The following is a 23,488-nucleotide window of genomic DNA, read 5'->3' as shown; positions in this document are numbered from 1 at the left end:
CCTGCGGACCGCCTCGACGATGCCCGCCTCGGTCTCGCCGTCGAGCGCGGCCGTCGGTTCGTCGAGCAGCACCACGGGCCGGTCGGCGAGGAACGCGCGGGCCAGCGCGAGCCGCTGCCGCTGCCCGGCCGAGAGCCCGGCGCCGTCCTCGCCCAGGCGCGTCTCGGCGCCGTGGGGCAGCGCGTCGACGAAGTCGAGCGCCCCAGCCTCGCGCAGTGCGGCCCGTACCGCCGTGTCGTCGGCGCCCGGCCGGGCGAGCCGTACGTTGTCCGCGACCGACCCCGCGTACAGCTGCGGGCGCTGCGGCACCCACGCCACGCGCGCGTGCCACTGCTCCGGGGACACGTCCGCGAGGTCCGTGCCGCCGCCGACCACGATCCGTCCGCCGTGCGGGCGCACGAATCCCAGCAGCGCCGCGACGAGCGTCGACTTGCCTACGCCGCTCGGCCCGACCAGAGCCACCGTCTCGCCGTCCGCGACATCGAAGGTCACGTCATGGACGGCGTCCTCGGAACGGCCCTCGTAACGGACCGAGACCCGCTCGAAGCCGATGCCGCCGCGCTCGGGCACCGCGCCCGCACCGGAGCGCGGCAGCGGCGTCTCCAGGACGGCGAAGATCTCCTCCGCCGCCGCGAGCCCCTCGGCCGCCGCGTGGTACTGCGTGCCCACCTGGCGCAGCGGCAGATACGCCTCCGGGGCGAGGACCAGGATGACCAGGCCCACGTAGAGGTCCATCTCGCCGTGGACGAGCCGCATGCCGATGGCGACGGCGACGAGCGCGACCGACAGGGTTGCCAGCAGTTCGAGCGCGAACGACGACAGGAAGGCGATCCGCAGGGTCCGCATGGTCGCCCTGCGGTACTCGCCGGTGATCTTGCGGATGGACTCGGCCTGCGCCTTGGCCCGCCCGAACACCTTCAGGGTCGGCAGGCCCGCCACCACGTCGAGGAAGTGCCCCGACAGGCGCGAGAGCAGACGCCACTGACGGTCCGTCCGGGACTGCGTGGCCCAGCCGATGAGGATCATGAAGACCGGGATGAGGGGCAGCGTGCCGACGATGATCGCCGCCGACACCCAGTCCTCGGTGACGACGCGGGCGAGCACCGCCACCGGAACCACCACCGCGAGCCCCAGCTGCGGCAGATAGCGCGAGAAGTACGCGTCCAGGGCGTCCACCCCGCGGGTCGCCAGCGCCACGAGGGAACCGGTCCGCTGCGTGCTCAGCCACCCCGGTCCAAGCCCGGCGGCCCGCTCCAGAAGCCGGCCGCGCAGCTCGGACTTGACCGCCGCGCTCGCCCGGTGCGCGGCCAGCTCGGTCAGCCAGCCCACCAGCCCGCGTCCGGCCGCGACCGCCACCAACAGCAGCAGCGGCGTGCGCAGCCGGGTGATGCCGAACCCGTGCTGGAACGCGCCCACCACCACCTCGGCGATGAGCATCGCCTGAGCGATGACCAGGCCCGCCCCGGCGACACCGAGGACGACCACCGCGATCAGGAAGAGGCGGGTGGCTCGGGCGTGCCGGAGCAGACGCCGGTCGATCGGTTTCACGTGAAACACACCCTCACGTCAGGAGAGGCACATCATCAGGACAGGCACATCGGGACAGGCACATCGGGCCTCAGGAGAGGTCGCACGGCTCAGTCCACGGCCGCATCGGGAGCGATGTGCTGTGTGCCGATCCGCTTGCGGAACACCCAGTAGGTCCAGGACTGGTAGAGCAGCACGATCGGCGTGGCGACCACCGCGCACCAGGTCATGATCTTCAGGGTGTAGTGGCTCGACGAGGCGTTGGAGACCGTGAGGCTCCAGTCGCTGTTGAGCGAGGAAGGCATGACGTCGGGGAACAGCGTCAGGAAGAGCATCGCGACGGCCGCCGCGATCGTCACGCCGGACAGCGCGAACGACCACCCCTCACGCCCGATCTTGATGGCCCCGATCGCCCCGACGAGGGCGACCGCGGCCACCAGCATCGCGGCGAGCGACCAGCCGTCGCCCTTGTCGGCCTGCGTCCAGATCAGGAACGCGAGCGCGAGCGCCGCGGTGACCAGGCCGAGCCCGAGTGCCGCCTTGCGCGCTCGCACCCGGATGTCGCCGTCCGTCTTGAGCGCCGTGAAGACCGCGCCGTGGAAGGTGAACAGCGAGAGGGTGACCAGGCCGCCGAGGAGGGCGTACGGGTTGAGCAGATCCCAGAAGTTGCCGACGTACTCGAAGTTCTTGTCGATCTTCACACCACGCACGATGTTGCCGAAGGCCACACCCCACAGCAGCGCCGGGACGACCGACGTCCAGAAGATCGCCTGTTCCCAGTTGTTCTGCCACTTCTGCTCGGGCCTCTTCGCCCGGTACTCGAAGGCGACTCCGCGCACGATGAGGCAGACGAGAATGATCAGAAGGGGCAGGTAGAAGCCCGAGAAGAGGGTCGCATACCACTCGGGGAAGGCCGCGAACGTGGCTCCGCCTGCGGTCAGCAGCCAGACCTCGTTGCCGTCCCAGACCGGACCGATGGTGTTGATCAGGACACGCCGCTCGGTGCGGTCACGGGCAAGCAGCTTGGTGAGGATGCCGACCCCGAAGTCGAAGCCCTCCAGGAAGAAGTAGCCGATCCACAGGATCGCGATGAGTACGAACCAGACGTCGTGAAGTTCCATGACGAAGCTCTCCCTCGGCCTCAGTACGAGAAGGCCATCGGCTTGTCGGCGTCACGGTCTCCGCCGATCTTGGTGGGCGGGTTGAGGTCGTCCTCGGTGAGCTCGGGCGGCCCGGCCTTGACGTACTTCACGAGCAGCTTGACCTCGACGACGGCCAGCGTCGCGTACAGCAGGGTGAAGACGATCATCGAGGTGAGGACCTCGCCCTGGGAGACCCCGGGGGAGACGGCATGCCGGGTCTGGAGCACGCCGTAGACCACCCACGGCTGACGGCCCATCTCGGTGAAGATCCAGCCCCAGGAGTTGGCGATCAGCGGGAAGGCGAGCGTCCACAGGGCGACGATCCAGTAGACCTTGGTGAACTTCGGGCTGAGCGCCTTGTTCCTGAAGAGGACCAGGTTCGGCACCTCGTCCTCGTCCACCCTCAGGTGCTGGGGCAGCATGAACTTCTTGCGGGTGAGCCAGAGTCCGGCCAGGCCGATGACGAAGGACGACATGCCGAAGCCGATCATCCAGCGGAACGCCCAGAAGGTGACGGGGATGATCGGCCGGTAGTCACCGGGGCCGAACTTCTGCTGCTCGGCCTTGTTGGTGTCGTTGATACCGGGGACGTAGGAGTTGAAGTCGTTGTCGGCGAGGAAGGACAGTATCCCGGGGATCGACAGCTCCACGGTGTTGTGGCCCTTGCTCACGTCGCCATAGGCGAAGACCGAGAACGGCGCGGAGTTCTGGCCGTCCCACAGCGCCTCGGCGGCGGCCATCTTCATGGGCTGCTGCTTGAACATCACCTTACCGAGCTGGTCGCCGCTGATCGCGGTGAGCAGACCGGCGATGACGACGGTGACCAGGCCGAGCCTGAGCGATGCCTTCATCGACGCGACGTGCTTCTTGCGCGCCAGATGGAAGGCCGCGATGCCGACCATGAACGCGCCGCCGGTGAGGAAGGACGCGGTCAGGGTGTGGAAGACCTGGGTGAGTGCGGTGTTCTGGGTCAGCACGTGCCAGAAGTCGGTGAGCTCGGCCCGTCCGGTCGCCTTGTTGTACTTGTAGCCGACCGGATGCTGCATCCAGGAGTTGGCCGCCAGGATGAAGTACGCGGAGAGGATGGTGCCGATCGACACCATCCAGATACAGGCGAGGTGGATCTTCTTCGGGAGCTTGTCCCAGCCGAAGATCCACAGTCCGATGAAGGTGGACTCGAAGAAGAAGGCGATGAGCGCCTCGAACGCCAGCGGCGCACCGAAGATGTCGCCGACGAAGCGGGAGTAGTCCGACCAGTTCATGCCGAACTGGAACTCCTGCACGATCCCGGTGACGACACCCATCGCGATATTGATCAGGAAGAGCTTGCCCCAGAACTTGGTGGCCCTGAGGTACTTCTCCCTCTCCGTCCGCACCCAGGCGGTCTGCAGCCCGGCGGTCAGCGCCGCGAGCGAGATCGTCAGGGGAACGAAGAGGAAGTGGTAGACGGTCGTGATTCCGAACTGCCATCGCGCCAGAGTCTCTGGCGCCAGAGCCAGGTTCACTGCGGCTTCTCCTTACATCGCCGTGGTCATAGCGGCAGTTTGCCCCTTTAATCCCACTGATCCCCGGAGGAACCGGGACACGCTTGTGAACGCGTTCACATTCACAAGCATTATGTCGTACTGGTTGTCGGGGTGCGCAGGGGGGTCCCCTTACTGCGGGGAACCGAGGAAGGGAGGGGCGGGAACGGGCCCGGGAGGGGTTCCCGAGAGCTTCAACATATTGTTGAATGCGCCGCATGGAGCAGACACAGACCCGTATCCGCATCTCCTGGCCCGCCGGGCACATCACGGCGACGGTCGAGGACACCCCGACCGCACAGGCCCTCGTCAAGGCCCTCCCGCTCTCCGCCACGGCGAACACGTGGGGCGAGGAGGTCTACTTCGACACGGGCATCAGCGTCCCGCGCGAGGACGGCGCCCAGCAGGTCGTGGAGCCCGGCACAGTGGCCTTCTGGACGGACGGCGACGCGCTCGCCCTCCCCTACGGCCCCACCCCGATCTCCCGGGGCGACGAGTGCCGTCTCGCCTCCCCGTGCAATCTGCTCGGCGCGCTCGACGGGGACCCGAGGACGCTCGCCACCGTGCGCGGCGGCGACCCGATCCGCGTCGAGCTCGCCTGAGCCCCGCCCTGACCGAGGGCGGGGCTCAGAGCTCCTGAGGACTCACAGCTCCTGAGGACTCTCACTTCCTGAAGGCCCAGAGCTCCTGAAGGCTCAGAGCTCCTGGGGACTCACAGCTCCTTACGGAACTCCGACGCAGCCTGGAGGAAGATGTCATTGGCCTCGGTCTCACCGATCGTGGCCCGCATCCCCTCCCTGGCGAACGGCCGCACGACGACCCCCGCCTTCTCGCACGCGGCCGCGAACTCCGTCGTCCGCTCCCCCAGGCGCAGCCACACGAAGTTGGCCTGCGTCTCGGGGACGGTCCAGCCCTGCGCGCGCAGCGCCTCGACGACCCGGGTGCGCTCACACACCAACGAGCCGACCCGGCCGAGCAGTTCGTCCTCGGCGCGCAGCGACGCCACGGCCGCCTCCTGCGCGAGCTGGCTCACACCGAACGGCACGGCCGTCTTGCGCAGCGCCGCCGCCACCGGCTCGTGCGCCACGGCGAAGCCGACCCTGAGCCCCGCGAGCCCGTACGCCTTCGAGAACGTCCGCAGCACCGCCACGTTCGGCCGGTCGCGGTAGAGCTCGATGCCGTCGGGCACCTCGGGGTCGCGGATGAACTCCCGGTACGCCTCGTCGAGCACGACCAGGACGTCCGAGGGCACCCGGTCGAGGAACCGTTCCAGCTCGGCGCGGCGGACGACGGTGCCCGTGGGGTTGTTGGGGTTGCAGACGAAGACGAGACGCGTGCGGTCGGTGATGGCGTCCGCCATCGCGTCCAGGTCGTGCACCTCCCCGTCCGTGAGCGGGACCCGCACCGAGCGCGCGCCGCTGATCTGCGTGATGATCGGGTACGCCTCGAAGGACCGCCACGCGTAGATCACCTCGTCGCCCGGACCGCTGGTCGCCTGCAGCAGCTGCTGCGCGACGCCGACCGAACCCGTGCCGGTGGCCAGGTGCGTCACGGGCACCCCGAACCGGTCCGACAGCTCGTTCATCAGGCCGGTGCAGGCCATGTCGGGGTAGCGGTTGAAGGAACCGGCGGCGGCGACCGCGCGCTCCATCACCCCGGGCAGCGGCGGATACGGGTTCTCGTTGGAGGAGAGTTTGTACGCCACCGGGCCCCCGGCGGCGGCGGGCTTGCCCGGCTTGTAGGTGGGGATCCCCGCCAGCTCGGCGCGCAGCTTGGGGTTGGTCTCGCTCACCGCAGTCCTCCTCGTCAGGGCGACGCCGTCAGGGCACCGTTTGAATACTGCTCACCTTAAGAGGATTCGGCTCCTGGCCCAATGGTTCGGGACGCACCCTTCCTCCGGCGTGCGCGAGGGGGGCGCTCTGTGTCAGAGCGCGCGCCGGTGGCTCGCGCCCTGGCGCGCATCACCCGTGAAGGTGAGTTGAGACCGAGTCGCAACATCGCGCACTTGCCAGGCCCATACGAATCGACAAGTGAGGCATCACTGCCCTGACATCCAACTCCCTTGCATTCCAAGGTCATTGATAGTCTTTCGCCATGCAGAAACGTGCCTGTCAACGCCTGCATATGCGCTCCCGCCATGCGGCCCCATGAGCCCTACTATCGGCTCGCCATGACAGCAGCAGGGAAGCACCAGGTGAGCCGGGCGGAGACGACCCGCAGGGGCACCCGACAGGGCCGAGCCGGCATCAGAGACGTCGCAGCGGCCGCCGGGGTCTCGATCACGACCGTCTCCGACGCGCTCAACGGCAAGGGCAGACTCCCGGACGCCACCCGGCGGCACGTGCGCGAGGTCGCCGACCGGCTCGGTTATCGCCCCTCCGCCGCCGCCCGCACGCTCCGCACGGGCAAGTCGGGGCTCATCGGCCTGACCGTGACCACGTACGGGGATGAACCTTTCACCTTCACCGAATTCGCGTACTTCGCGGAGATGGCCAGAGCCGCCACCTCCGCCGCGCTCGACCGCGGCTACGCCCTCGTCATCCTGCCCGCCACCTCACGCCACGACGTGTGGTCCAACGTCGCCCTCGACGGCACCGTCGTCATCGACCCGTCCGACCACGACCCCGTCGTCAGCGAACTCGTCCGGCAGGGCCTGCCCGTCGTCTCCGACGGTCGCCCCGCGGGCACCCTCCCCGTGACCGCCTGGGTCGACAACGACCACGAGGCCGCCGTCCTCGGCATCCTCGACCACCTCGCCGAGGCCGGTGCGCGCCGCATCGGCCTGCTGACCGGCAACACCACCGACACGTACACCCACCTGTCGACCTCCGCGTACCTGCGCTGGTGCGAGCGGATCGGGCAGGAGCCCGTCTACGAGTCCTACCCCGCGCACGACCCGTGTGCCGGGGCCGTCGCCGCCGACCGGCTGCTCGCCCGGCCCGACCGTCCGGACGCCGTCTACGGCCTCTTCGACCCCAACGGCACCGACCTGCTCGCCGCGGCCCGCCGCTACGGGCTGCGCGTCCCCGACGACCTGCTGCTCGTGTGCTGCAGCGAGTCGACCGTGTACGCCAACACCGAGCCGCCGGTCACCACGCTCTCGCTCAAGCCGCGACGGATCGGCACCGCCGTCGTACAGCTGCTCATCGACGCCATCGAGGGGCTCGACTCGGACCAGCCGGTCGAGCAGGTGATACCGACCGAACTCATCGTGCGGACCTCCTCGCAGCGCCGCAGACACCGCACCACGGTCAGCCCGCCCCGCTCCCCGGAGGACGACTGAGGGACACGGCCGCCCGGGCACCGCTCCCGGAAGTCCGTGTCACGTGCGCACCAATTCGGGAGAAACTCGGGAGAAAAGTGCGGTGAACAGCCGCCCGTCACCGATTCAGCACCCCTGGTGCATCACAGAGCCCGAGCAGCATTCCTATGATGGGCGCACGGCACGGCGGGCCGCTGCGACCAGGCAGTCCGATCCTGTGCACAGGCGGCGCAATGGTGGAGGGGTCGATGACTCAGGGGGCCGGTCAGGGACCCGCAGCGCGCACGGAGACGCTGCGCGACTTCCGCGTTCCCGCGTACGTCCATGACGTACCGGCGAACGTACTGCCCACCGACCCGGCCCCCGACACCGAGCCGTACCCCGACGGCTACACACCGACCGAACGCGACCTGCCCGTCGTCGACCTGGGGGAAACCGCGCAGGTGGAGGCCCCGCAGGCGGCCCCGGCCGCGCCGGACGCCCCCTCCGACGGGCCCGGCCCGCTCTACGTCGTCGGCGACGTCCACGGCTATCTGGACGAACTGGTGACCGCACTCCAGGAGAAGGGCCTGCTCGACGCCGAGGGCAACTGGTCGGCGGGCAACGCACGCCTGTGGTTCCTCGGCGACTTCACCGACCGCGGGCCCGACGGGATCGGCGTCATCGACCTGGTGATGCGGCTGTCCGCCGAGGCGGCGGCGGCGGGCGGCTACTGCAAGGCGCTCATGGGCAACCACGAACTGCTGCTGCTCGGCGCCAAGCGGTTCGGTGACACCCCCGTCAACTCCGGCGCGGGCACCGCCACCTTCCAGGCCGCCTGGCTGCTCAACGGCGGCCAGAAGTCCGACATGGACCGCCTCCAGGACGTGCATCTGCAGTGGATGTCCCGGCTCGACGCCATCGAGATCGAGGACGACCACCTGCTCACCCACTCCGACACCACTGCCTACCTCGACTACGGCGACTCCATCGAGGCTGTCAACGACACGATCCGCGAGACCCTCACGCGCAACGACGCGGACGAGTGCTGGGACCTGTTCCGCAAGTTCACCAAGCGGTTCGCCTTCCGCGACGAGGAGACCGGGCCCGGCGCCGTGCGCGAGCTCCTGGACACCTACGGCGGCTCCCGCATCGTCCACGGCCACAGCCCCATCCCGTACCTCCTGGGTCAGGTCGGCACCGAGGACGCCGACGGCGAGGACAGCCGCCCCGTCGTCGAGGGGCCGCACGTCTACGCGGGCGGACTGGCCATCGCCATGGACGGCGGAGTGACCATGGCCGGAAAGCTGCTGGTCCAACAGCTGCCGATGGATATCTGAGGGCCCATCGGGCAGACGCCGATCACGGAGGATCCGGCAGGTCCGCGGGCCAATTTCCGGAAACCCCCTGTCACCGCGTGCCGTGGCAGCTCTACCATCGGCTTATCCGTAGCAGGCTCCCCTCCGTTTCTGCCCAACGGCTCGTGACCACGCGGGCCACTACGCCCTACGGAGCATCGGGGGATGCACATGAACAGCGCTCCGCAGCTGCTGAACGAGGACCGTCCCGAGTTCGAGCGGGTCCTCGACGAGGCGCTGCACACCGTACAGAACAGTCCTGAATTCGCCGCGGCGGACCGACGGCTCAACCCGGAACAGCTACGCACCATGGCCCTCGACGCGGCCGCCCTGATCAACACGGCGGCCGCCGTCGAGTACCAGCGCTACATCGACACCCGCGAGGCCACGCGCTCCGCCCCGCGGCCCGTCCGGCTCACCACCGCCGTGGGCGAGGATCCGGAGCGCACGGGGCCCGGCGTCGCCGCCGTCGCCGTCGTGCTCTTCCCGGTGCTCGCCGGGACGGCCGCGGTGATCTTCCTGGTGGTCGGATTCGTCCTGAAGATGCTGGAGCCCCCACCGGACTTCGCCGGCACGCTGCTGACGGCCGGCTGGGTCTTCGCCGCGCTCGCCGCGGCGGGCATCCTCGTCGCCGGTGTCTGCCTGCTCCTCACGGCGCTGCGCAACGGCTCGACGTCGCTGCGCGCGGGCGGGCCCAAAGACAGCGACGAGACGGTGGCCCGGGCCCGGCGGGAGTGGACGGACGCGCTCTCGGACCACGGCATCCTGCCGTTCCTGCGGGACGCCCAGGCCGCACCCGCCCCGGACGCGGCCCCGCTCGGCGGCCCGGCCGCCACCGGCGGCGACGGCCGCATGCCCCAGCTCGGCTACCACCGCCCCGGGTTCAGCAGCCCTGAGGGGGGCGGCACCGCCACGGGCCGGCGCCCGAGCTACTCGAGCCCGGACTTCACCAGCCCGGACTTCGGCGGTCCGGAACACCAGCCGGACTGACGGGCCGGTGACCGGCCGGGTTCGCGGAGCGGACCCGCCGGTCCGCGAACCCGGCCCAACGGTCCGGCGGGCGCCCCGTTCAGTCGGCGATCGGCAGATACACGCGGTTGCCCGCGGCGGCGAACTCCTTGGACTTCTGCTCCATGCCCGCCTCGATCTCGGACTTTTCCAACAGGGCCGTACCGTGCTCACGTCGGATGTCCTGCGAGATCTTCATCGAGCAGAACTTCGGACCGCACATCGAGCAGAAATGCGCGGTCTTCGCCGGCTCCGCGGGCAGCGTCTCGTCGTGGAACTCCCGCGCCGTGTCCGGGTCGAGGGCCAGGTTGAACTGGTCCTCCCACCGGAACTCGAAGCGGGCGTCCGACAGCGCGTCGTCCCACTTCTGCGCGTCCGGGTGGCCCTTGGCGAGGTCCGCCGCGTGCGCCGCGATCTTGTACGTGATGACGCCGGTCTTGACGTCGTCCTTGTTCGGCAGGCCCAGGTGCTCCTTGGGCGTGACATAGCAGAGCATCGCCGTGCCCCACCAGGCGATCATCGCGGCGCCGATCCCGGAGGTGATGTGGTCGTACGCCGGGGCGATGTCGGTGGTCAGCGGGCCGAGCGTGTAGAACGGCGCCTCCTCGCAGATCTCCTGCTGAAGGTCGATGTTCTCCTTGATCTTGTGCATCGGGACGTGCCCCGGGCCCTCGATCATGGTCTGCACGTTGTGGCGCTTGGCGATGGTGTTCAGCTCGCCGAGCGTGCGCAACTCCGCGAACTGGGCCTCGTCGTTGGCGTCCGCGATGGAGCCGGGGCGCAGGCCGTCGCCGAGCGAGTACGTGACGTCGTACGCCGCGAGGATCTCGCAGAGCTCCTCGAAGTGCTCGTAGAGGAAGCTCTCCTTGTGGTGCGCCAGGCACCACGCGGCCATGATCGAGCCGCCGCGCGAGACGATCCCCGTCTTGCGGTTGGCGGTCAGCGGCACGTACGGGAGGCGGACGCCCGCGTGGACCGTCATGTAGTCCACGCCCTGCTCGGCCTGCTCGATGACCGTGTCCTTGTAGATCTCCCAGGTCAGTTCCTCGGCCTGGCCGTCGACCTTTTCGAGCGCCTGGTAGAGCGGCACGGTGCCGATCGGGACGGGGGAGTTGCGCAGCACCCACTCGCGCGTGGTGTGGATGTTACGGCCGGTGGAGAGGTCCATGACGGTGTCGGCGCCCCAGCGGGTCGCCCACGTCATCTTCTCCACCTCCTCCTCGATGGAGCTGGTCACCGCGGAGTTGCCGATGTTGGCGTTGACCTTCACCAGGAACCGCTTACCGATGATCATCGGCTCGATCTCCGGGTGGTTGACGTTGGCGGGCAGCACCGCGCGGCCCGCCGCGATCTCGTCGCGGACGACCTCGGGAGCGACGTTCTCCCGGATGGCCACGTACTCCATCTCCGGGGTGATCTCCCCCCGGCGGGCATACGCGAGCTGTGTGACGGCCTCGCCGTTCCTGCCGCGGCGCGGCTGGCGCGGGCGGCCCGGGAAGACCGCGTCGAGGTTGCGCAGGCCACCGCGCGGCGACGTGTGCTTGATGCCGTCGTCCTCGGGGCGGGCGGGGCGGCCCGCGTACTCCTCGGTGTCGCCGCGGGCGATGATCCAGTTCTCCCGCAGCGGCGCCAGGCCCCTGCGGACATCGGTGTCGACATTCGGATCGGTGTACGGGCCGGAGGTGTCGTACAGGGTGACGGCCTGCCCGTTGGTCAGGTGCACTTGGCGGACCGGCACGTTGATGTCGGGGCGGGAGCCCTCGACATACCCCTTGTGCCAGCCGATGGACTGTCCGGCCTCCGTGGTCGTGCTGGAGGCAGGCGTACGTGCGTCCGATGTGGTCATGAGACCTACTCCCTACGCCGGCATTACCCGGTAACAGGTTCGGCGGTCGACGCAGCATTACTCGCTCCACGATGTTCCACGCTGTTTCACGTGAAACACCGCGGGACGAAGGTCAGCGCCCTCTCAGCCCGGTGCTCCGAGCTCCCGCGATTGCAAAGGTCCCTCCACGCTAGCGTCATCACCGACGCGTTGAACAGAGGGCCCCCGACGTTCTTGCCATGATCGGCCCGTGACCAGCACCGAGCAGCACCCCCACGCTCCGCCTCCGCCCGGTGACCACGCCCACGGCGACCCGGGCGGCCTCCCGAACGGCGCACACGGCCACGCGCACGGCCACTCCCACTCCCACAGCCCGGCCGCGCCGGTCTCCCGGCACCTGCGCAAGGTGATCGCGGCGATCCTCGTCCCGTTCTCCGTCGCGGTCGCCGTCGGTCTCGTCGCCCTGTGGCCCGATGGCACCCCGCCGCACCAGCGCTCCGGCGTCGGCTTCGACCGTCAGACGCAGCAGGCCACAGTGGTCCGGGTCGACAAGGCCGACTGCACGGGCACGTCGGGCACCACCTGCGCCGACGCGACGGTCCGCGTCGACAGCGGCAAGGACAAGGGCCGTAGGTTCACGGAAGTGGTCCAACCCGACTCGCCGCGCCAACTGCACCAGGGCCAGCGGGTGATCGTCTCCTACGCGCCCGACGCCCCGGAAAACCTGCAGTACTCGGTGAGCGACGTGAACCGCAAGTTCCCGATCACCCTGCTCGCCGGGATCTTCGCCCTGGTCGTGGTGGCGGTCGGGCGGATGCGCGGCGTGCTGGCGCTGGTCGCGCTCGCGGTCAGCTTCCTGGTGCTGACGTTCTTCGTCCTCCCGGCGACACTGCAGGGCTCGAACCCGCTGATCGTGGCCGTGGTGGGGGCGAGCGCCATGATGCTGATCGCCCTCTACATCTCCCACGGCCTGTCGGCGCGCACCTCGGTCGCCGTCCTCGGCACTCTCGTGTCGCTGCTGCTCACCGGGCTGCTGGGCTCGGTGTTCATCGGATGGTCCGCGCTGACCGGAAACGCCGACGAGAACACCGGTCTCATCCACGGCCTCTACCCGGGTATCGACATGAGCGGCCTGCTGCTGGCGGGCGTCATCATCGGCTCGCTCGGTGTGCTCGACGATGTGACCGTCACTCAGACGTCGGCCGTCTGGGAGCTGCACGAGGCCAACCCGACGATGGGCTGGCGCGGCCTGTACCGGTCGGCGATCCGCATCGGCCGCGACCACATCGCGTCGGTCGTCAACACCCTGGTCCTGGCGTACGCGGGCGCGGCGCTGCCCCTGCTGCTGCTCTTCTCGATCGCGCGGAGCAGCGTGGTCGACGTGGCCAACAGTGAGCTGGTGGCCGAGGAGATCGTCCGGACGCTGGTCGGTTCGATCGGTCTGGTCGCCTCGGTTCCGGTCACCACCGCCCTGGCCGCACTGGTGGTCTCCGCGGACCGCCCGGGGCCCCAAGGGTCCGCGCGGCCCGCACCGGTGCGGCGGGGCAGGGGACGGAGACGTAAGCGCTGAGGCGCGGAACGCTCGGGTGCACCGCGCTGCTGAAGCGTTACGTCTGTCGTCGCGCCGTCCGTTCGTCGCGCCTGGGCGGAGGCGTCAGCCCGCGCTCTGCTCCTCGGCGAGGATCCGGTCGAGCGCCTCGTCGAGCTCCGCCTCGAAGTCCGCGAGCGCCTGTTCCTGGCCGAGCGGCACGAGCTTGTCCGTGCGGTCGAGGAACGCGATGAGCGGAGCGACTCCGGCCCGGAACAGCGCCTGGTCGCTGCCGACCTGGAGGCGGATGTGGACCTCCCCCGGAAGCTCGCCCGTGGCCCCGCCCGTCGCGCCGCGCACGGGGGAGACCCGTACGTCGCCGTCACCCGCGGCGCCGTTGATCCCGTCGACGAGGAGTTCCCGTCCGAACGCCCAGGTCACGGGCGCGTCTCCGGGAAGGTGGAACGTCAGCCGCACCGCGTAGGGGTCTGCGGCCTCGTATCTCAGCTCGACCGGAATGCGGAAAGAGAGCTCCTCGGAGACGAGGAAGCTCATCATGAGCTCTGCCTGGACTGCCTGTACCGACTCGCGCATCGCCTACCCCGTCAATGGCCTTCGAATGGCCAGGAATACTCTTCCTGACACTGCCGTCATCTTGCTCACCGTACACACAGGATCACAAGGAGTGAGTTTTCAGATGCTGATAGAGAAGGCGAGTGTCCCTACGAGCCTTCCGATCTCCTGCTGCAACTGACGTGCGGTCGGCAGCAGCTTCTCGCACTGGTGGGTCGGCAGCGAGATGGCCAGTGTCGCGGCGGTGGTGCCGATGGTGAGGGGAAACGCGGCGCAGGCGGTGCCGAGCGCGTACTCCTGGTTCTCGCAGACCGGCTGCATGCGCTGCACGGCGCCGAGTCTGCGCAGCAGGGTGCGGTCGTCCCGGACCGAGTACGGGGTGATCGAGCGGGCCGGATAGCGGTCGAGGTGGTCGCGGCGGGCCTCCTCGTCGAGCTGGGAGAGCAGACACTGGCCGATGGCGTGCGCGTGGCCGGTCTCGCGGAAGTCCGCCCACTCCTCGACGGCCGGGTTGGCGGGGGTGTCGGCGACGGCCACGACCTCGATCTCGCCCTCGCGGTAGACGGCGAAGTAGACGGGGACACCCATGGTGTCGCGCCAGTGCTCAAGCGCGTCGGTGATCATGCTGCGACGTTTCTGCTGTGCTCCGCTGCTGCTCAGCCGCTCGGTCGCGTCGCCGAAGACGAAGACGCCCTTCTCCTTGCGCAGATACCCCTCATGGGCGAGCGTGCGCAGCAGGTGGTAGGCGGTGGGGAGGGCCAGCCCGGCTTCCCTGGCGAGCTGCTTGGCCGGGGCCCCGTCCTCGTGCGCGGCGACCGCCTCCAGCAGCCGCATGGCGCGCTGGACCGAGCCGATGAGCGTCTGCGGGGCTGCGGGTGCGGTGTCCGCCGTGGCCAAGGTTCACTCCCGGTACACGTGGCTCCCCCGCGTACGGGGCCCACGGGGGAGGGTGAGGCCGTCGGATTCCGGACTTTAACCCTTGGCCACCGGTCGGCGCGGCCCCGGAACGGAAACTTCCCTCGGTCGTGCGAACCGTCTCGTTCCGCAACGACGCCCCGGGCCGCCGGTCACCAGTCGCTGCCGCCCGACGAGCCCGCCATGAACTTGCGTACGACGAAGATGAGACCGCCGACCAGGGCGGCGAAGACCAGCACCTTGAAGAGCAGCCCGATCACGAAGCCGACGACGCTGGCGATCAGCCCGCCGAACACCACCAGGGCGATGACCGGCACCGCGACCCACTTCACCCACCACGGCATGCCCGCGAATATCTCCCGCACTGCCTTGTCCTTTCCTCGATTTCCTGGCTTCGATGCTGTCACGCCGAAGGCCCGCGCGGGGCCCCGCGACCCCTTGTCCTCCCCTGACCCGCCCCTTAGGGAGCCTCAGGGCCCCGGCTCAGCTCTCGGGCGGAGAGAACACCACCAGGACGCGCAGGTCCTCGCTGATGTGGTGGAACTTGTGCGGAACATGGGCCGGGACGTACACGACACTGCCGCGTGCGACCTGCGTGGTCTCGGTGCCGACGGTGATCGAGGCGCGGCCGCTGACCACGAAGTAGACCTCGTCCTGCAGATGCGGCTGCTGCGGGTCGTGCTCACCCGCGTCGAGCGCGTACAGCCCGACCGACATGTTCCGCTCACGCAGGAACTGCAGATACGCGCCGTCGTTGGCGACGCGTTCCGCCTCCAGATCGTCCAGCCGGAATGCCTTCATCGCCCTTGTCGTCCTTGTCGTCCCTGTCGTTCCCCGTCGGCGGCTCAGGCGTCGTCATCCTGTGATCTGCCGGCCATGCCCTGTCCCGGGCATTGTCTGCCACGATCAGACACATGAAGAATTTCGTAGTCAAGACGATCGCGAACGCGGGGGCGCTGGCCGTCGCGGTCTGGGTGCTCGACAAGATCACTCTGACCGGCGACAGCACCGGCAAGAAGGTCGGCACGCTGCTGCTGGTGGCGCTCGTCTTCGGCCTGGTCAACTTCGTCGTGAAGCCGATCGTGAAGGTGCTGACCTTCCCGCTCTTCATCCTGACCCTGGGCCTGATCACGCTCGTCGTGAACGCCCTGATGCTGCTCCTGACCTCGTGGCTCGCCGACAAGCTCAACCTGAGCTTCCATGTCGACGGCTTCTGGACGGCCGTCCTGGGTGGCCTGATCGTCTCGGTCGTGTCCTGGGCGCTGCACGTCGTCCTGCCCGACGAGGACTGAGCGAGGACTGGCACCGCCGATGACCTTCCGCGTCTGTTTCGTCTGCACCGGCAACATCTGCCGCTCGCCCATGGCAGAACATGTCTTCCACGCGCGCGTGGAGGAGGCTTCGCTCACCGCGTGCGTGGAGGTCGACAGCGCCGGCACGGGTGGCTGGCACGAGGGCGACGCCGCCGACCCGCGCACCGTGCGCGTCCTCAAGGAGGCGGGTTACACGTACGACCACACGGCCCGTCAGTTCCACGCCGACTGGTTCGCCCGGCTCGACCTGGTCGTCGCCCTCGACTCCGGACACCTGCACGCCCTGCGGCGCATGGCGCCGACGCCCCAGGACGCCGCGAAAGTCCGCCTGTTGCGCTCCTACGACCCCGCGGCCGCCCCGGACGACCTGGACGTCCCCGACCCGTACTACGGCGGCACGGGCAGCTTCGACACGTGCCTGGAGATGGTGGAGGCGGCGAGCGACGGGCTGCTCGACGCCGTTCGGACCGCGCTGGACGGACACGCCGCATGACGGGCGCGACGCCGGGGCGGCACGGTGACGGCACGCGAGCGGTGCGGGCCGGGCTGCCACCCGCGGTGAAGAACGAGCCGACGCTGCCCGGTCCGGTCTTCGCCGCCCACTTCCATCTGGCCGGGGACGTGTCGGGACCGTACGCGTACGGGCGTGACGAGAACCCGACCTGGACCCATCTGGAGCGCGCGGTAGCGGAGTTGGAGGCGCCTGGGGGGATCGACGGCCGTCCGGTGGAGGCGCTGGTCTTCGCCTCCGGCATGGCGGCGGTCTCCGCGGTCCTCTTCTCCCAGCTGCGCGCCGGTGACGCGGTCGTCCTGCCGTCCGACGGCTACCAGGCGCTGCCGCTCGTGCGCGACCGGCTCACGGAGTACGGCGTCGAGGTGCGCACCGCGCCGACCGGAGGCGACGCCCAGCTCGACGTCCTGGAGGGGGCCCGGCTGCTGTGGCTGGAAACGCCCTCCAACCCCGGCCTCGACGTGTGCGACATCCGGCGGCTCGCCGATGCGGCGCACGCGCGCGGGGCGCTCGTCGCCGTCGACAACACCCTCGCGACGCCGCTCGGGCAACGCCCGCTGGAGCTCGGTGCGGACTTCTCGGTCGCCAGTGCGACCAAGCAGCTGACCGGCCACGGAGATCTGCTGCTCGGGTACGTCACCTGCGCCGACGCCGGACGGGCCGCGTCGGTCCGTCGCTGGCGCAAGATCGTCGGGGCGATCCCCGGCCCGATGGAGACCTGGCTCGCCCACCGTTCCCTGGCCACGCTTCAGTTGCGCGCCGACCGGCAGGACGCCAACGCGCTGGCGCTGGCGGGTGCCCTGCTCGCGCGGCCCGAGGTGAGCGGGGTGCGTTATCCGGGGCTTCCCGACGATCCGGCGCACGCCGTCGCGGCACGGCAGATGCGGCGCTTCGGTTGCGTCGTCTCCTTCGAACTCCCCTCGCGCGAACACGCCGAGCGTTTTCTCGCCGCCCTGACCCTGGTCGACGACGCCACGAGCTTCGGCGGCGTACGCTCCACCGCCGAGCGGCGCGCCCGCTGGGGCGGCGACCCGGTCGCGGACGGCTTCATCCGCTTCTCGGCCGGGGCCGAGGACCCTGAGGATCTCATCACGGACGTGCTGCACGCCCTGGACACCGCGGCCAGGCCGTCCGCGTCCACGTAGGCGCCTGCCGTCACGGCCGGATACGGCGGGCGGGTGTGACGGGCGGGTGTGACGGGCGGTCCGAGCCTCCCCCCTCGTGGCTCGGACCGCCCTTCCGGTTCTGCGCGCGAAGAACCGCGCGAACAAGGCTAGTTGACCCTGTGTCAGTGTCCAATCACGCTAGCGACAGGAACCTATCGACATATTTATAGTGGGGCCGGTCGGGGGCTGTGGAAGGAAAGGCAGCACCATGGATCTCGCCCTGCTGCGCACCTTCGTGACGGTGCACCGCGCCGGGTCGTTCACCCGGGCCGCCGCCCTGCTCGGGCTCTCGCAGCCCGCGGTGACCTCCCAGATCCGCACACTGGAACACCAGCTCGGCAGGCCCCTGTTCGTCCGCCAGGCGCGCGGCGTCACCCCCACCACCATCGGCGACGAGCTGGCCCGCAAGGCGGCTCCGCACCTCGACGCCCTGGTGGAGATCGCCGAGAGCGGCGGCCCCGCCGAGGAGGCGTTCGTACGCACCCTGCATCTGGCGGGACCACCCGAGTTCACCGCCGAGCGGGCGCTGCCCGCGCTGACCGCGCTCACCCGCGACGACGGGCAGAGCATCGCGCTGCGCACCTCGTTCGGCACGGCCGAGGAGACGCTGGACGGGCTTGCCGCCGGCCATCACGACCTGGCCATCGCGACCGTCCGCCCACGCGGCGAGCTGCTCACGGCGACCCCGCTCTGCGACGAGGAGCATGTGCTGGTCGCCGCCCCGCGCTGGGCCGCCCGGATCTGCCCGGGCACGCTGCACCGCGACGCGACGCCCTCGCTGGAGAAGTTCCCCGTGGTCGCCGTGCACGAGTCGCTGCCGCTCGTCGCCCGCTACTGGGCCGAGGTCTTCGACTCCCGGCCCGCGGTCTCCGCCACGGTCGTCGTACCCGATCTACGCGCGGTGCTGGCCTGCGTGATCGCGGAGGCGGGCGTCACCGTGCTGCCGCGCTATCTGTGCGCCGCCGCCCTGGAACGCGGCGAACTGGTGGCCCTGCTCGACCCGCCCGTGCCGCCGCTGCGCACCTACTTCCTGGCCGTGCGCACCGGCACACTCGCCCTGCCGCACATCGCGCGGGCCCACGAGTGGCTGCTGCGCGCCGCCGTCGACTGGTCGTGAGTGCGATACGAAGCGACGCACGATGTTTCACGTGGAACCAGCCGGGCCACATTTCTCCCATGACCGTCCGACCTGTGGTCAAACGCACCGCGCGCGCCGTACTGCTCGACGGCGATGATCTGATCCTGATCAAGCGGACCAAACCCGGTGTCGATCCGTACTGGGTGACTCCTGGTGGTGGCGTCGAGGAGGAGGACGCGACCGTCGTGGACGCGCTCCATCGCGAGGTGCACGAGGAGCTGGGCGCCAAGATCGTCGATGTGGTGCCCTGTTTCGTGGACACCGTCGAGCACATCGGCGAGGACGGCGGTGCGACCGGCGTGAAGGTCCAGCACTTCTTCGTCTGCCGACTCGAGTCGATGGACGCCGGCCAGCGCCACGGCCCTGAGGTCGAGGAGCCGTGCGGCGAGTACGAGATCGTGCGCGTGCCGTTCACCCGTGTCGGCATCGCCTCGGTCCACCTGGTACCGCTCTCCCTGCGCCACTACCTGGACGGAAACATCGAGGGCGTACGGGCGATGCATGCGCCCGATCTCGGCTGAGCCCGCTTCTCCTGGAGCCGCGGGCGCCGAGGGCGGCTGCTGTCCGGCGTGGGCTCAGCCCGCTGCCGCGACCAGGTCCTCCACCGCGTCGTGGCGGATGCGGCTGGCCGGGATGCCGATGCCACGCAGCGCGTCGACGCCGCTGCGGATCATGCCGGGCGGGCCCGAGAGGTAGGCGTCGTACTCGTTCCAGGGCCCGTACTCGCGGACCGCGTCGGGGAGCTGGAGGTGGGCCTGCTGGTCGACGACCGGGCGGACCGCGAGCCACGGGTGGTTCTGCTGGAGCCGCAGCAGCGTGTCGATGTCGTACAGGTCGTCGCCGGTACGAGCGCCGTAGAACACCTCGACGGCGCGCCGCCTGCCATGTTCGGCGACATCTTCGACGAGCGCCTTGATCGGCGCGATGCCGGTGCCACCGCCCAGGCAGAGCAGCCCGCTGTCCGTGCTGTGGTCCACGGTCATGGAGCCCGCCGGGGGCCCGAGCCGCAGCACGTCGCCGGGGCGGGCGCGGTGCACGAGGGCGCCCGAGACCCAGCCCGCCGGAACGGCCTTCACGTGGAACGCCAGCAGTCCGTCGGAGCGCGGCGTGGAGGCGAAGGAGTAGTGCCGCCACACTCGCGGCCACCACGGCGTCTCCAAGGTCGTGTACTGCCCGGCCAGGAAGGGATAGGGCTGGTCGGGCCTGACGGTGACGACAGCGATGTCAGAGGTGCGCCGCTCGTGCGCGACGATCTCGCCGAGCCACCAGGCGGGGGACGTCAGTTCGTCCGCGGCCGCCGCGTCGATCATCACCTGGGAGATCGTCGTGTACGCGCGCACCCAGGCGGTCTCCGCCTCTTCGTTCCACGTGGTCGTCGCGTAGCGGGCGAGGGACGCGATGAGGCACTCCCCGACGGCCGGGTAGTGCTCGGCCCGGGTGCCGTACTTGCGATGCCCGCGTCCGAGGTTCTTCAGATACGCGACCAGGACGTCCTTGTCGTCGATGTGCTCGGCGGCGGTCAGCAGCGCCCTGAGCAGTCGGTCGCGCTGGGTGTCCATCGCGGCGGGGAAGAGTGGTCGCAGGTCGGGGTGGCGGACGAAGAGCAGCGCGTAGAAGTACGAGGTGACCTTGTCCGCGACGGGCCCGACCTCTTCCATCGTCCGGCGCACCAGGACGGCGTCGGGCGATGCGTCCTTGCGTGGTGCAGGCGCCGGGCGGGGCTCGGCGCCTGGGCCCGCGATCGGGGCCGCGGCCTCGTCACTGGCGCGCGGCTGGGGTATTCGGCCCTCGTCGTGATCGCCGGAGACGGGCGCGGGCGGCGTGGACGGGCTGGGGGGATTGTGCGGCGTGAACCAGCCGCCTTCGCCGTCCGGACCGGATGCGGTCGACGCAGTGGTCGGAGCGTCCATGCTGTGCCTCGCCTCGAACATCTTTCGGTCGGTCTGCGTACACGCACGAACTCCCCGCGTTCTTCCGCGGTTGAAGCAGTGCACTTTCCCCCGATTGCCTCGACTTGCTTCAGCGTCCAATGCGGCCACATTGAACCTTGCGTTCCAGGCCGCTACGGACGAGTAGGGCGCGAATGTGACATTGTCCGCAATCTCTCGCGGGGAGGGTTTCCCTGCCGACTCACGTCCGGGCGACGAACCGTGGTCGACCCTACCGGCAGCTGCCCGGGGCACAAGCCCCTGCCGCCTTAACCAGCGGTTAAGCGGGGTCCCCGGGCTCCGCAAATTCCCGAATCACCGGTCTCCGCACACCAATTGGTACGCCTCTCGGAGATCACCTCCCGTATACGCGTGCGTGGCGATGCCCGAGACATGCCGGTCCGCATTGACGGCGACCGATACGCGAACAGCGCGGAAAAGGTCCACGTCCGACAACGAGTCGCCGTAGGCAATGCAATCCGACCGGCCAAGGCCGTACTCCGCACAGAGCCGGTCCGCGATCGTCACCTTGGCCGCGGCGCTCAGCACGCCTCCCGGGTCGACCGGCTCGGTGAACGGCACGTCCGGAAAGCGCGACCCGTACGCGGCATGCGCGCCCCAGGCGGTGAGCCGCTCCACGAAGAACGACGGCGACAGGGAGACGACCGCGCAGAACTCACCGCGCTCGCGGATCTCGGCCCACGTCTCCCGGATGCCCTCCAGCCACGGTGCCCCTTCGAACGCGGCGGTGACGTGGTCGTCCGTCAGCCGCGCCCACAGGGCGTGGATCCGGCGGGCGTACTCCGGCGGGCCGATGCGCTGGGCCCCGATCTCGGCGTCCAGCGCGACCGTCTCGGTTTCCAGGCCCAGCTGCCGCGAGATCTGCACGGGCGCCGTCGTGCCGTGCAGGAGCGTCCCGTCCAGGTCGAAGATGTGCAGTCTCGCTCTCCTCATGTCCGCCGAGGCTACGGGCTGCCCGACGGCGGGTTTCACGTGAAACGTCCGCTCTGGGCGGGCATCTTCCGTGGCGTGGCCGAAAGCAGTGGTCCGTCGTCCGCAAACCGGTGGACGCCGCTGTCTCCTGTCCGACAGCCTGACCTTCGTGTCGACACCTCCCCTCTCCGACCTGCCCATCCGACGACTGACCCCGCGCGACGTCTCCGTCTGTGCGGATCTCTCCGAGAACCGGGGCTGGCCCCGCGAGGAACACAAGTGGACGCTGCTCCTCACCGCGGGAACGGGCTACGGCATCGACGACCCCGACGGCGGGCTCGTCGCGGCCTGCACGGTCACCACGTACGGGACCGGCGAACGCCCCGAACTCAGCGCGATCGGCATGGTTCTGGTCGCCGAACGGCATGCCCGCAGGGGAGTCGGCAGGCGGCTGATGCGCCATGTCGTCGAACAGGCGGGGACCACACCGCTGACGCTGCACGCGACGCCATACGGGCAGCCTCTCTACGAGGAGCTCGGCTTCAAGGTCACCGGCCGGGCGGAGATGGTGAGCGGCCGGTTCCTCCCTGACCACGTCCCGTCCGCCGTCGTCACGCGCCCGGCCGCCGCCGAGGACATCGCGGCCTTGTTGCGTCTGGACGCGGAGGTGTTCGGGCCCGACCGTACGCACATCATCGCGCGCCTTCCCGCCTTCGCCGATCAGCTCCGGGTGGCCGAGGAGAACGGCCGGCCGATCGGTTTCGCGGCCGCGTGGCCCAATGAGGACACCCACGTGGTCGGGCCGCTGATCGCCCGCGACACCGAGACCGCGAAGGCTCTGGTCGCCTCCCTCGCGGCGGCCACGGACCGGCCACTGCGGACCGACATCGACGTACGTCACAGCGAGCTGCTGACGTGGCTCAAGGCGCGCGGCCTCCAGAGGGTGGCCTCGAACGCCGTCATGAACCACGGCGCCGCCGACCTGCCCGGCGACTGGACCCGCCGATTCGCACCGCTCACCGTGGCCGCCGGCTGAGAGCCCGACACGTCTGTCGGAGCCGTCTCCACGTGAGGGGGCCGGGCGGTTCGCCCGCCCCCTCTGCAAGCGCGCGTCAGAGGTGGACGGGCTCCCCTGTGTGCTGCCCGGCGCGCGCGGAGCCGGCTCAGCGCGGTGCCGCCGTGGCCCACGGAGGTCGCCACCGACCAGGTTGCCCGCGACCGTACCGGAGCCCGGCCAACGACAGGGCCTTGCCCGAAGCAGTCGACGCCGCCGCGAAACCCCGCGTCGGACCCACTCGTCCATACCGTCGAAACGCTGTATGCGCCCGCATAAGCTGCGCTCATGGGAGATCTTGAAATAAGGCCCGCCACGGCGGACGACATTCCGGCGATCGTGGCGATGCTGGCTGACGACCCGCTGGGCGCCCAGCGTGAGTCCCCGGACGATCTCACTCCGTACCTCGCCGCCCACGCACGCCTCGCCGCCGATCCCCAGCAGCACGTCGTCGTCGCCGAGCGTGACGGCCGGGTCGTCGGCACCCTCCAACTCACCGTGATTCCGGGGCTCTCCCACAAGGGAACCACCCGGGCGCTCATCGAAGCGGTACGCGTCCACGCCGAAGAGCGCGGCAGCGGTCTGGGCACACAGCTCCTCGAGTGGGCGATCGACGAGGCCCGCCGTCAGGGCTGCCGACTGGTGCAGCTCACCTCCGACGCCACCCGTACCGACGCCCACCGCTTCTACGAACGGCTCGGGTTCGAGGCGTCCCATGTGGGGTTCAAGCTCAAGCTGTGACGGCGAACGACGGCCGACGGGTGTTCTCACGTCGTGTGTGGCGGTGTTTCACGTGAAACACCGC

Annotated in this window: 23 protein-coding genes; 12 read left to right on the top strand and 11 right to left on the bottom strand. The window is 69.8% G+C overall.

Annotated elements, in window-relative coordinates:
* From cydD to OFY01_RS01875, 3 genes are all read right to left on the bottom strand, one after another.
* On the bottom strand, positions 1-1,548 hold a 1,548-nt coding region (gene cydD, locus OFY01_RS01885; protein ID WP_266595648.1), incomplete at its 3' end, for a thiol reductant ABC exporter subunit CydD.
* Positions 1,549-1,637: 89 nt separating this feature from the next.
* Positions 1,638-2,648 (bottom strand): cytochrome d ubiquinol oxidase subunit II, encoded by a 1,011-nt coding sequence (cydB, locus tag OFY01_RS01880; RefSeq protein ID WP_266595646.1) that lies wholly within the window; start codon positions 2,646-2,648, stop codon positions 1,638-1,640.
* A 20-nt stretch (positions 2,649-2,668) separates the two neighbouring features.
* A complete protein-coding gene (locus OFY01_RS01875; protein WP_266595644.1) occupies positions 2,669-4,174 on the bottom strand; it encodes a cytochrome ubiquinol oxidase subunit I in 1,506 nt (501 codons plus the stop codon).
* 236 nt (positions 4,175-4,410) lie between these two features.
* Here OFY01_RS01875 and OFY01_RS01870 point away from each other — a divergent pair, with 236 nt between their 5' ends.
* Entirely contained in the window at positions 4,411-4,794 is a 384-nt protein-coding gene (locus OFY01_RS01870; RefSeq protein ID WP_266595642.1) for a cyclophilin-like fold protein, read from the top strand.
* 110 nt (positions 4,795-4,904) lie between these two features.
* On the opposite strand, the gene hisC is transcribed toward OFY01_RS01870, so the two are convergent.
* Positions 4,905-5,984, bottom strand: coding sequence for a histidinol-phosphate transaminase (gene hisC / locus OFY01_RS01865; protein ID WP_266595640.1), 1,080 nt, complete (start codon positions 5,982-5,984; stop codon positions 4,905-4,907).
* Between the two features lie 378 nt (positions 5,985-6,362).
* Between hisC and OFY01_RS01860 the strand changes: the two genes are divergently transcribed.
* The 3 genes from OFY01_RS01860 to OFY01_RS01850 all read left to right on the top strand — a co-directional run bounded on the left by OFY01_RS01860 (position 6,363) and on the right by OFY01_RS01850 (position 9,781).
* The gene (locus OFY01_RS01860) at positions 6,363-7,475 is read left to right on the top strand and encodes a LacI family DNA-binding transcriptional regulator (protein WP_266595638.1); all 1,113 of its coding nucleotides are present in this window, start codon (positions 6,363-6,365) and stop codon (positions 7,473-7,475) included.
* Positions 7,476-7,702: 227 nt separating this feature from the next.
* The gene (locus tag OFY01_RS01855; protein ID WP_323135463.1) at positions 7,703-8,773 is read left to right on the top strand and encodes a metallophosphoesterase family protein; all 1,071 of its coding nucleotides are present in this window, start codon (positions 7,703-7,705) and stop codon (positions 8,771-8,773) included.
* 183 nt (positions 8,774-8,956) lie between these two features.
* Positions 8,957-9,781, top strand: a complete 825-nt coding sequence (locus OFY01_RS01850; RefSeq protein ID WP_266595634.1) for a hypothetical protein — start codon at positions 8,957-8,959, stop codon at positions 9,779-9,781.
* A gap of 79 nt (positions 9,782-9,860) precedes the next feature.
* Here OFY01_RS01850 and thiC read toward each other — a convergent pair whose 3' ends face one another.
* Positions 9,861-11,645 carry a phosphomethylpyrimidine synthase ThiC gene (gene thiC, locus OFY01_RS01845; protein WP_266595632.1) on the bottom strand — a complete coding sequence of 595 codons (1,785 nt, stop codon included), beginning with the start codon at positions 11,643-11,645 and terminating at the stop codon, positions 9,861-9,863.
* Between the two features lie 229 nt (positions 11,646-11,874).
* Between thiC and OFY01_RS01840 the strand changes: the two genes are divergently transcribed.
* Positions 11,875-13,194, top strand: a complete 1,320-nt coding sequence (locus OFY01_RS01840; protein ID WP_266595630.1) for a YibE/F family protein — start codon at positions 11,875-11,877, stop codon at positions 13,192-13,194.
* Between the two features lie 84 nt (positions 13,195-13,278).
* Here OFY01_RS01840 and OFY01_RS01835 read toward each other — a convergent pair whose 3' ends face one another.
* The 4 genes from OFY01_RS01835 to OFY01_RS01820 form a co-directional block, all read right to left on the bottom strand.
* Entirely contained in the window at positions 13,279-13,746 is a 468-nt protein-coding gene (locus OFY01_RS01835) for an SsgA family sporulation/cell division regulator (RefSeq protein ID WP_266595628.1), read from the bottom strand.
* A gap of 99 nt (positions 13,747-13,845) precedes the next feature.
* Complete coding sequence (locus OFY01_RS01830) at positions 13,846-14,622, bottom strand: IclR family transcriptional regulator (RefSeq protein WP_266595627.1); 777 nt, start codon at positions 14,620-14,622, stop codon at positions 13,846-13,848.
* Positions 14,623-14,792: 170 nt separating this feature from the next.
* A complete protein-coding gene (locus tag OFY01_RS01825) occupies positions 14,793-15,005 on the bottom strand; it encodes a DUF5326 family protein (protein ID WP_266595626.1) in 213 nt (70 codons plus the stop codon).
* A 118-nt stretch (positions 15,006-15,123) separates the two neighbouring features.
* The gene (locus tag OFY01_RS01820; RefSeq protein WP_266595624.1) at positions 15,124-15,441 is read right to left on the bottom strand and encodes a cupin domain-containing protein; all 318 of its coding nucleotides are present in this window, start codon (positions 15,439-15,441) and stop codon (positions 15,124-15,126) included.
* A gap of 113 nt (positions 15,442-15,554) precedes the next feature.
* Between OFY01_RS01820 and OFY01_RS01815 the strand changes: the two genes are divergently transcribed.
* From OFY01_RS01815 to OFY01_RS01795, 5 genes are all read left to right on the top strand, one after another.
* Positions 15,555-15,932: a phage holin family protein gene (locus OFY01_RS01815; RefSeq protein WP_266595623.1), complete on the top strand. Its 378-nt coding sequence runs from the start codon at positions 15,555-15,557 to the stop codon at positions 15,930-15,932.
* Between the two features lie 19 nt (positions 15,933-15,951).
* The gene (locus OFY01_RS01810; RefSeq protein ID WP_266595622.1) at positions 15,952-16,446 is read left to right on the top strand and encodes a low molecular weight protein-tyrosine-phosphatase; all 495 of its coding nucleotides are present in this window, start codon (positions 15,952-15,954) and stop codon (positions 16,444-16,446) included.
* The gene (locus tag OFY01_RS01805) at positions 16,443-17,609 is read left to right on the top strand and encodes a cystathionine gamma-lyase (protein ID WP_266595620.1); all 1,167 of its coding nucleotides are present in this window, start codon (positions 16,443-16,445) and stop codon (positions 17,607-17,609) included. The genes OFY01_RS01810 and OFY01_RS01805 overlap by 4 nt, the downstream gene beginning before the upstream one ends.
* A gap of 229 nt (positions 17,610-17,838) precedes the next feature.
* Positions 17,839-18,747 (top strand): LysR family transcriptional regulator, encoded by a 909-nt coding sequence (locus OFY01_RS01800; RefSeq protein WP_266595618.1) that lies wholly within the window; start codon positions 17,839-17,841, stop codon positions 18,745-18,747.
* Between the two features lie 59 nt (positions 18,748-18,806).
* Complete coding sequence (locus tag OFY01_RS01795; protein ID WP_266595616.1) at positions 18,807-19,289, top strand: NUDIX domain-containing protein; 483 nt, start codon at positions 18,807-18,809, stop codon at positions 19,287-19,289.
* Positions 19,290-19,343: 54 nt separating this feature from the next.
* On the opposite strand, the gene OFY01_RS01790 is transcribed toward OFY01_RS01795, so the two are convergent.
* Positions 19,344-20,678, bottom strand: coding sequence for a globin domain-containing protein (locus OFY01_RS01790; protein ID WP_407700262.1), 1,335 nt, complete (start codon positions 20,676-20,678; stop codon positions 19,344-19,346).
* A gap of 333 nt (positions 20,679-21,011) precedes the next feature.
* Complete coding sequence (locus OFY01_RS01785) at positions 21,012-21,650, bottom strand: HAD family hydrolase (protein WP_266595612.1); 639 nt, start codon at positions 21,648-21,650, stop codon at positions 21,012-21,014.
* A gap of 148 nt (positions 21,651-21,798) precedes the next feature.
* Here OFY01_RS01785 and OFY01_RS01780 point away from each other — a divergent pair, with 148 nt between their 5' ends.
* Together OFY01_RS01780 and OFY01_RS01775 are read left to right on the top strand one after the other, a co-directional pair.
* Positions 21,799-22,665 (top strand): GNAT family N-acetyltransferase, encoded by an 867-nt coding sequence (locus OFY01_RS01780; protein ID WP_266595610.1) that lies wholly within the window; start codon positions 21,799-21,801, stop codon positions 22,663-22,665.
* Positions 22,666-22,971: 306 nt separating this feature from the next.
* A complete protein-coding gene (locus OFY01_RS01775) occupies positions 22,972-23,424 on the top strand; it encodes a GNAT family N-acetyltransferase (RefSeq protein WP_266595608.1) in 453 nt (150 codons plus the stop codon).
* The last annotated feature ends 64 nt before the right edge of the window (positions 23,425-23,488 follow it).

Origin of the sequence: Streptomyces beihaiensis (assembly GCF_026274175.1) — a bacterium.
GTDB lineage: Bacteria > Actinomycetota > Actinomycetes > Streptomycetales > Streptomycetaceae > Streptomyces > Streptomyces beihaiensis.
This window is presented reverse-complemented; position numbering and strand designations above follow the sequence as displayed.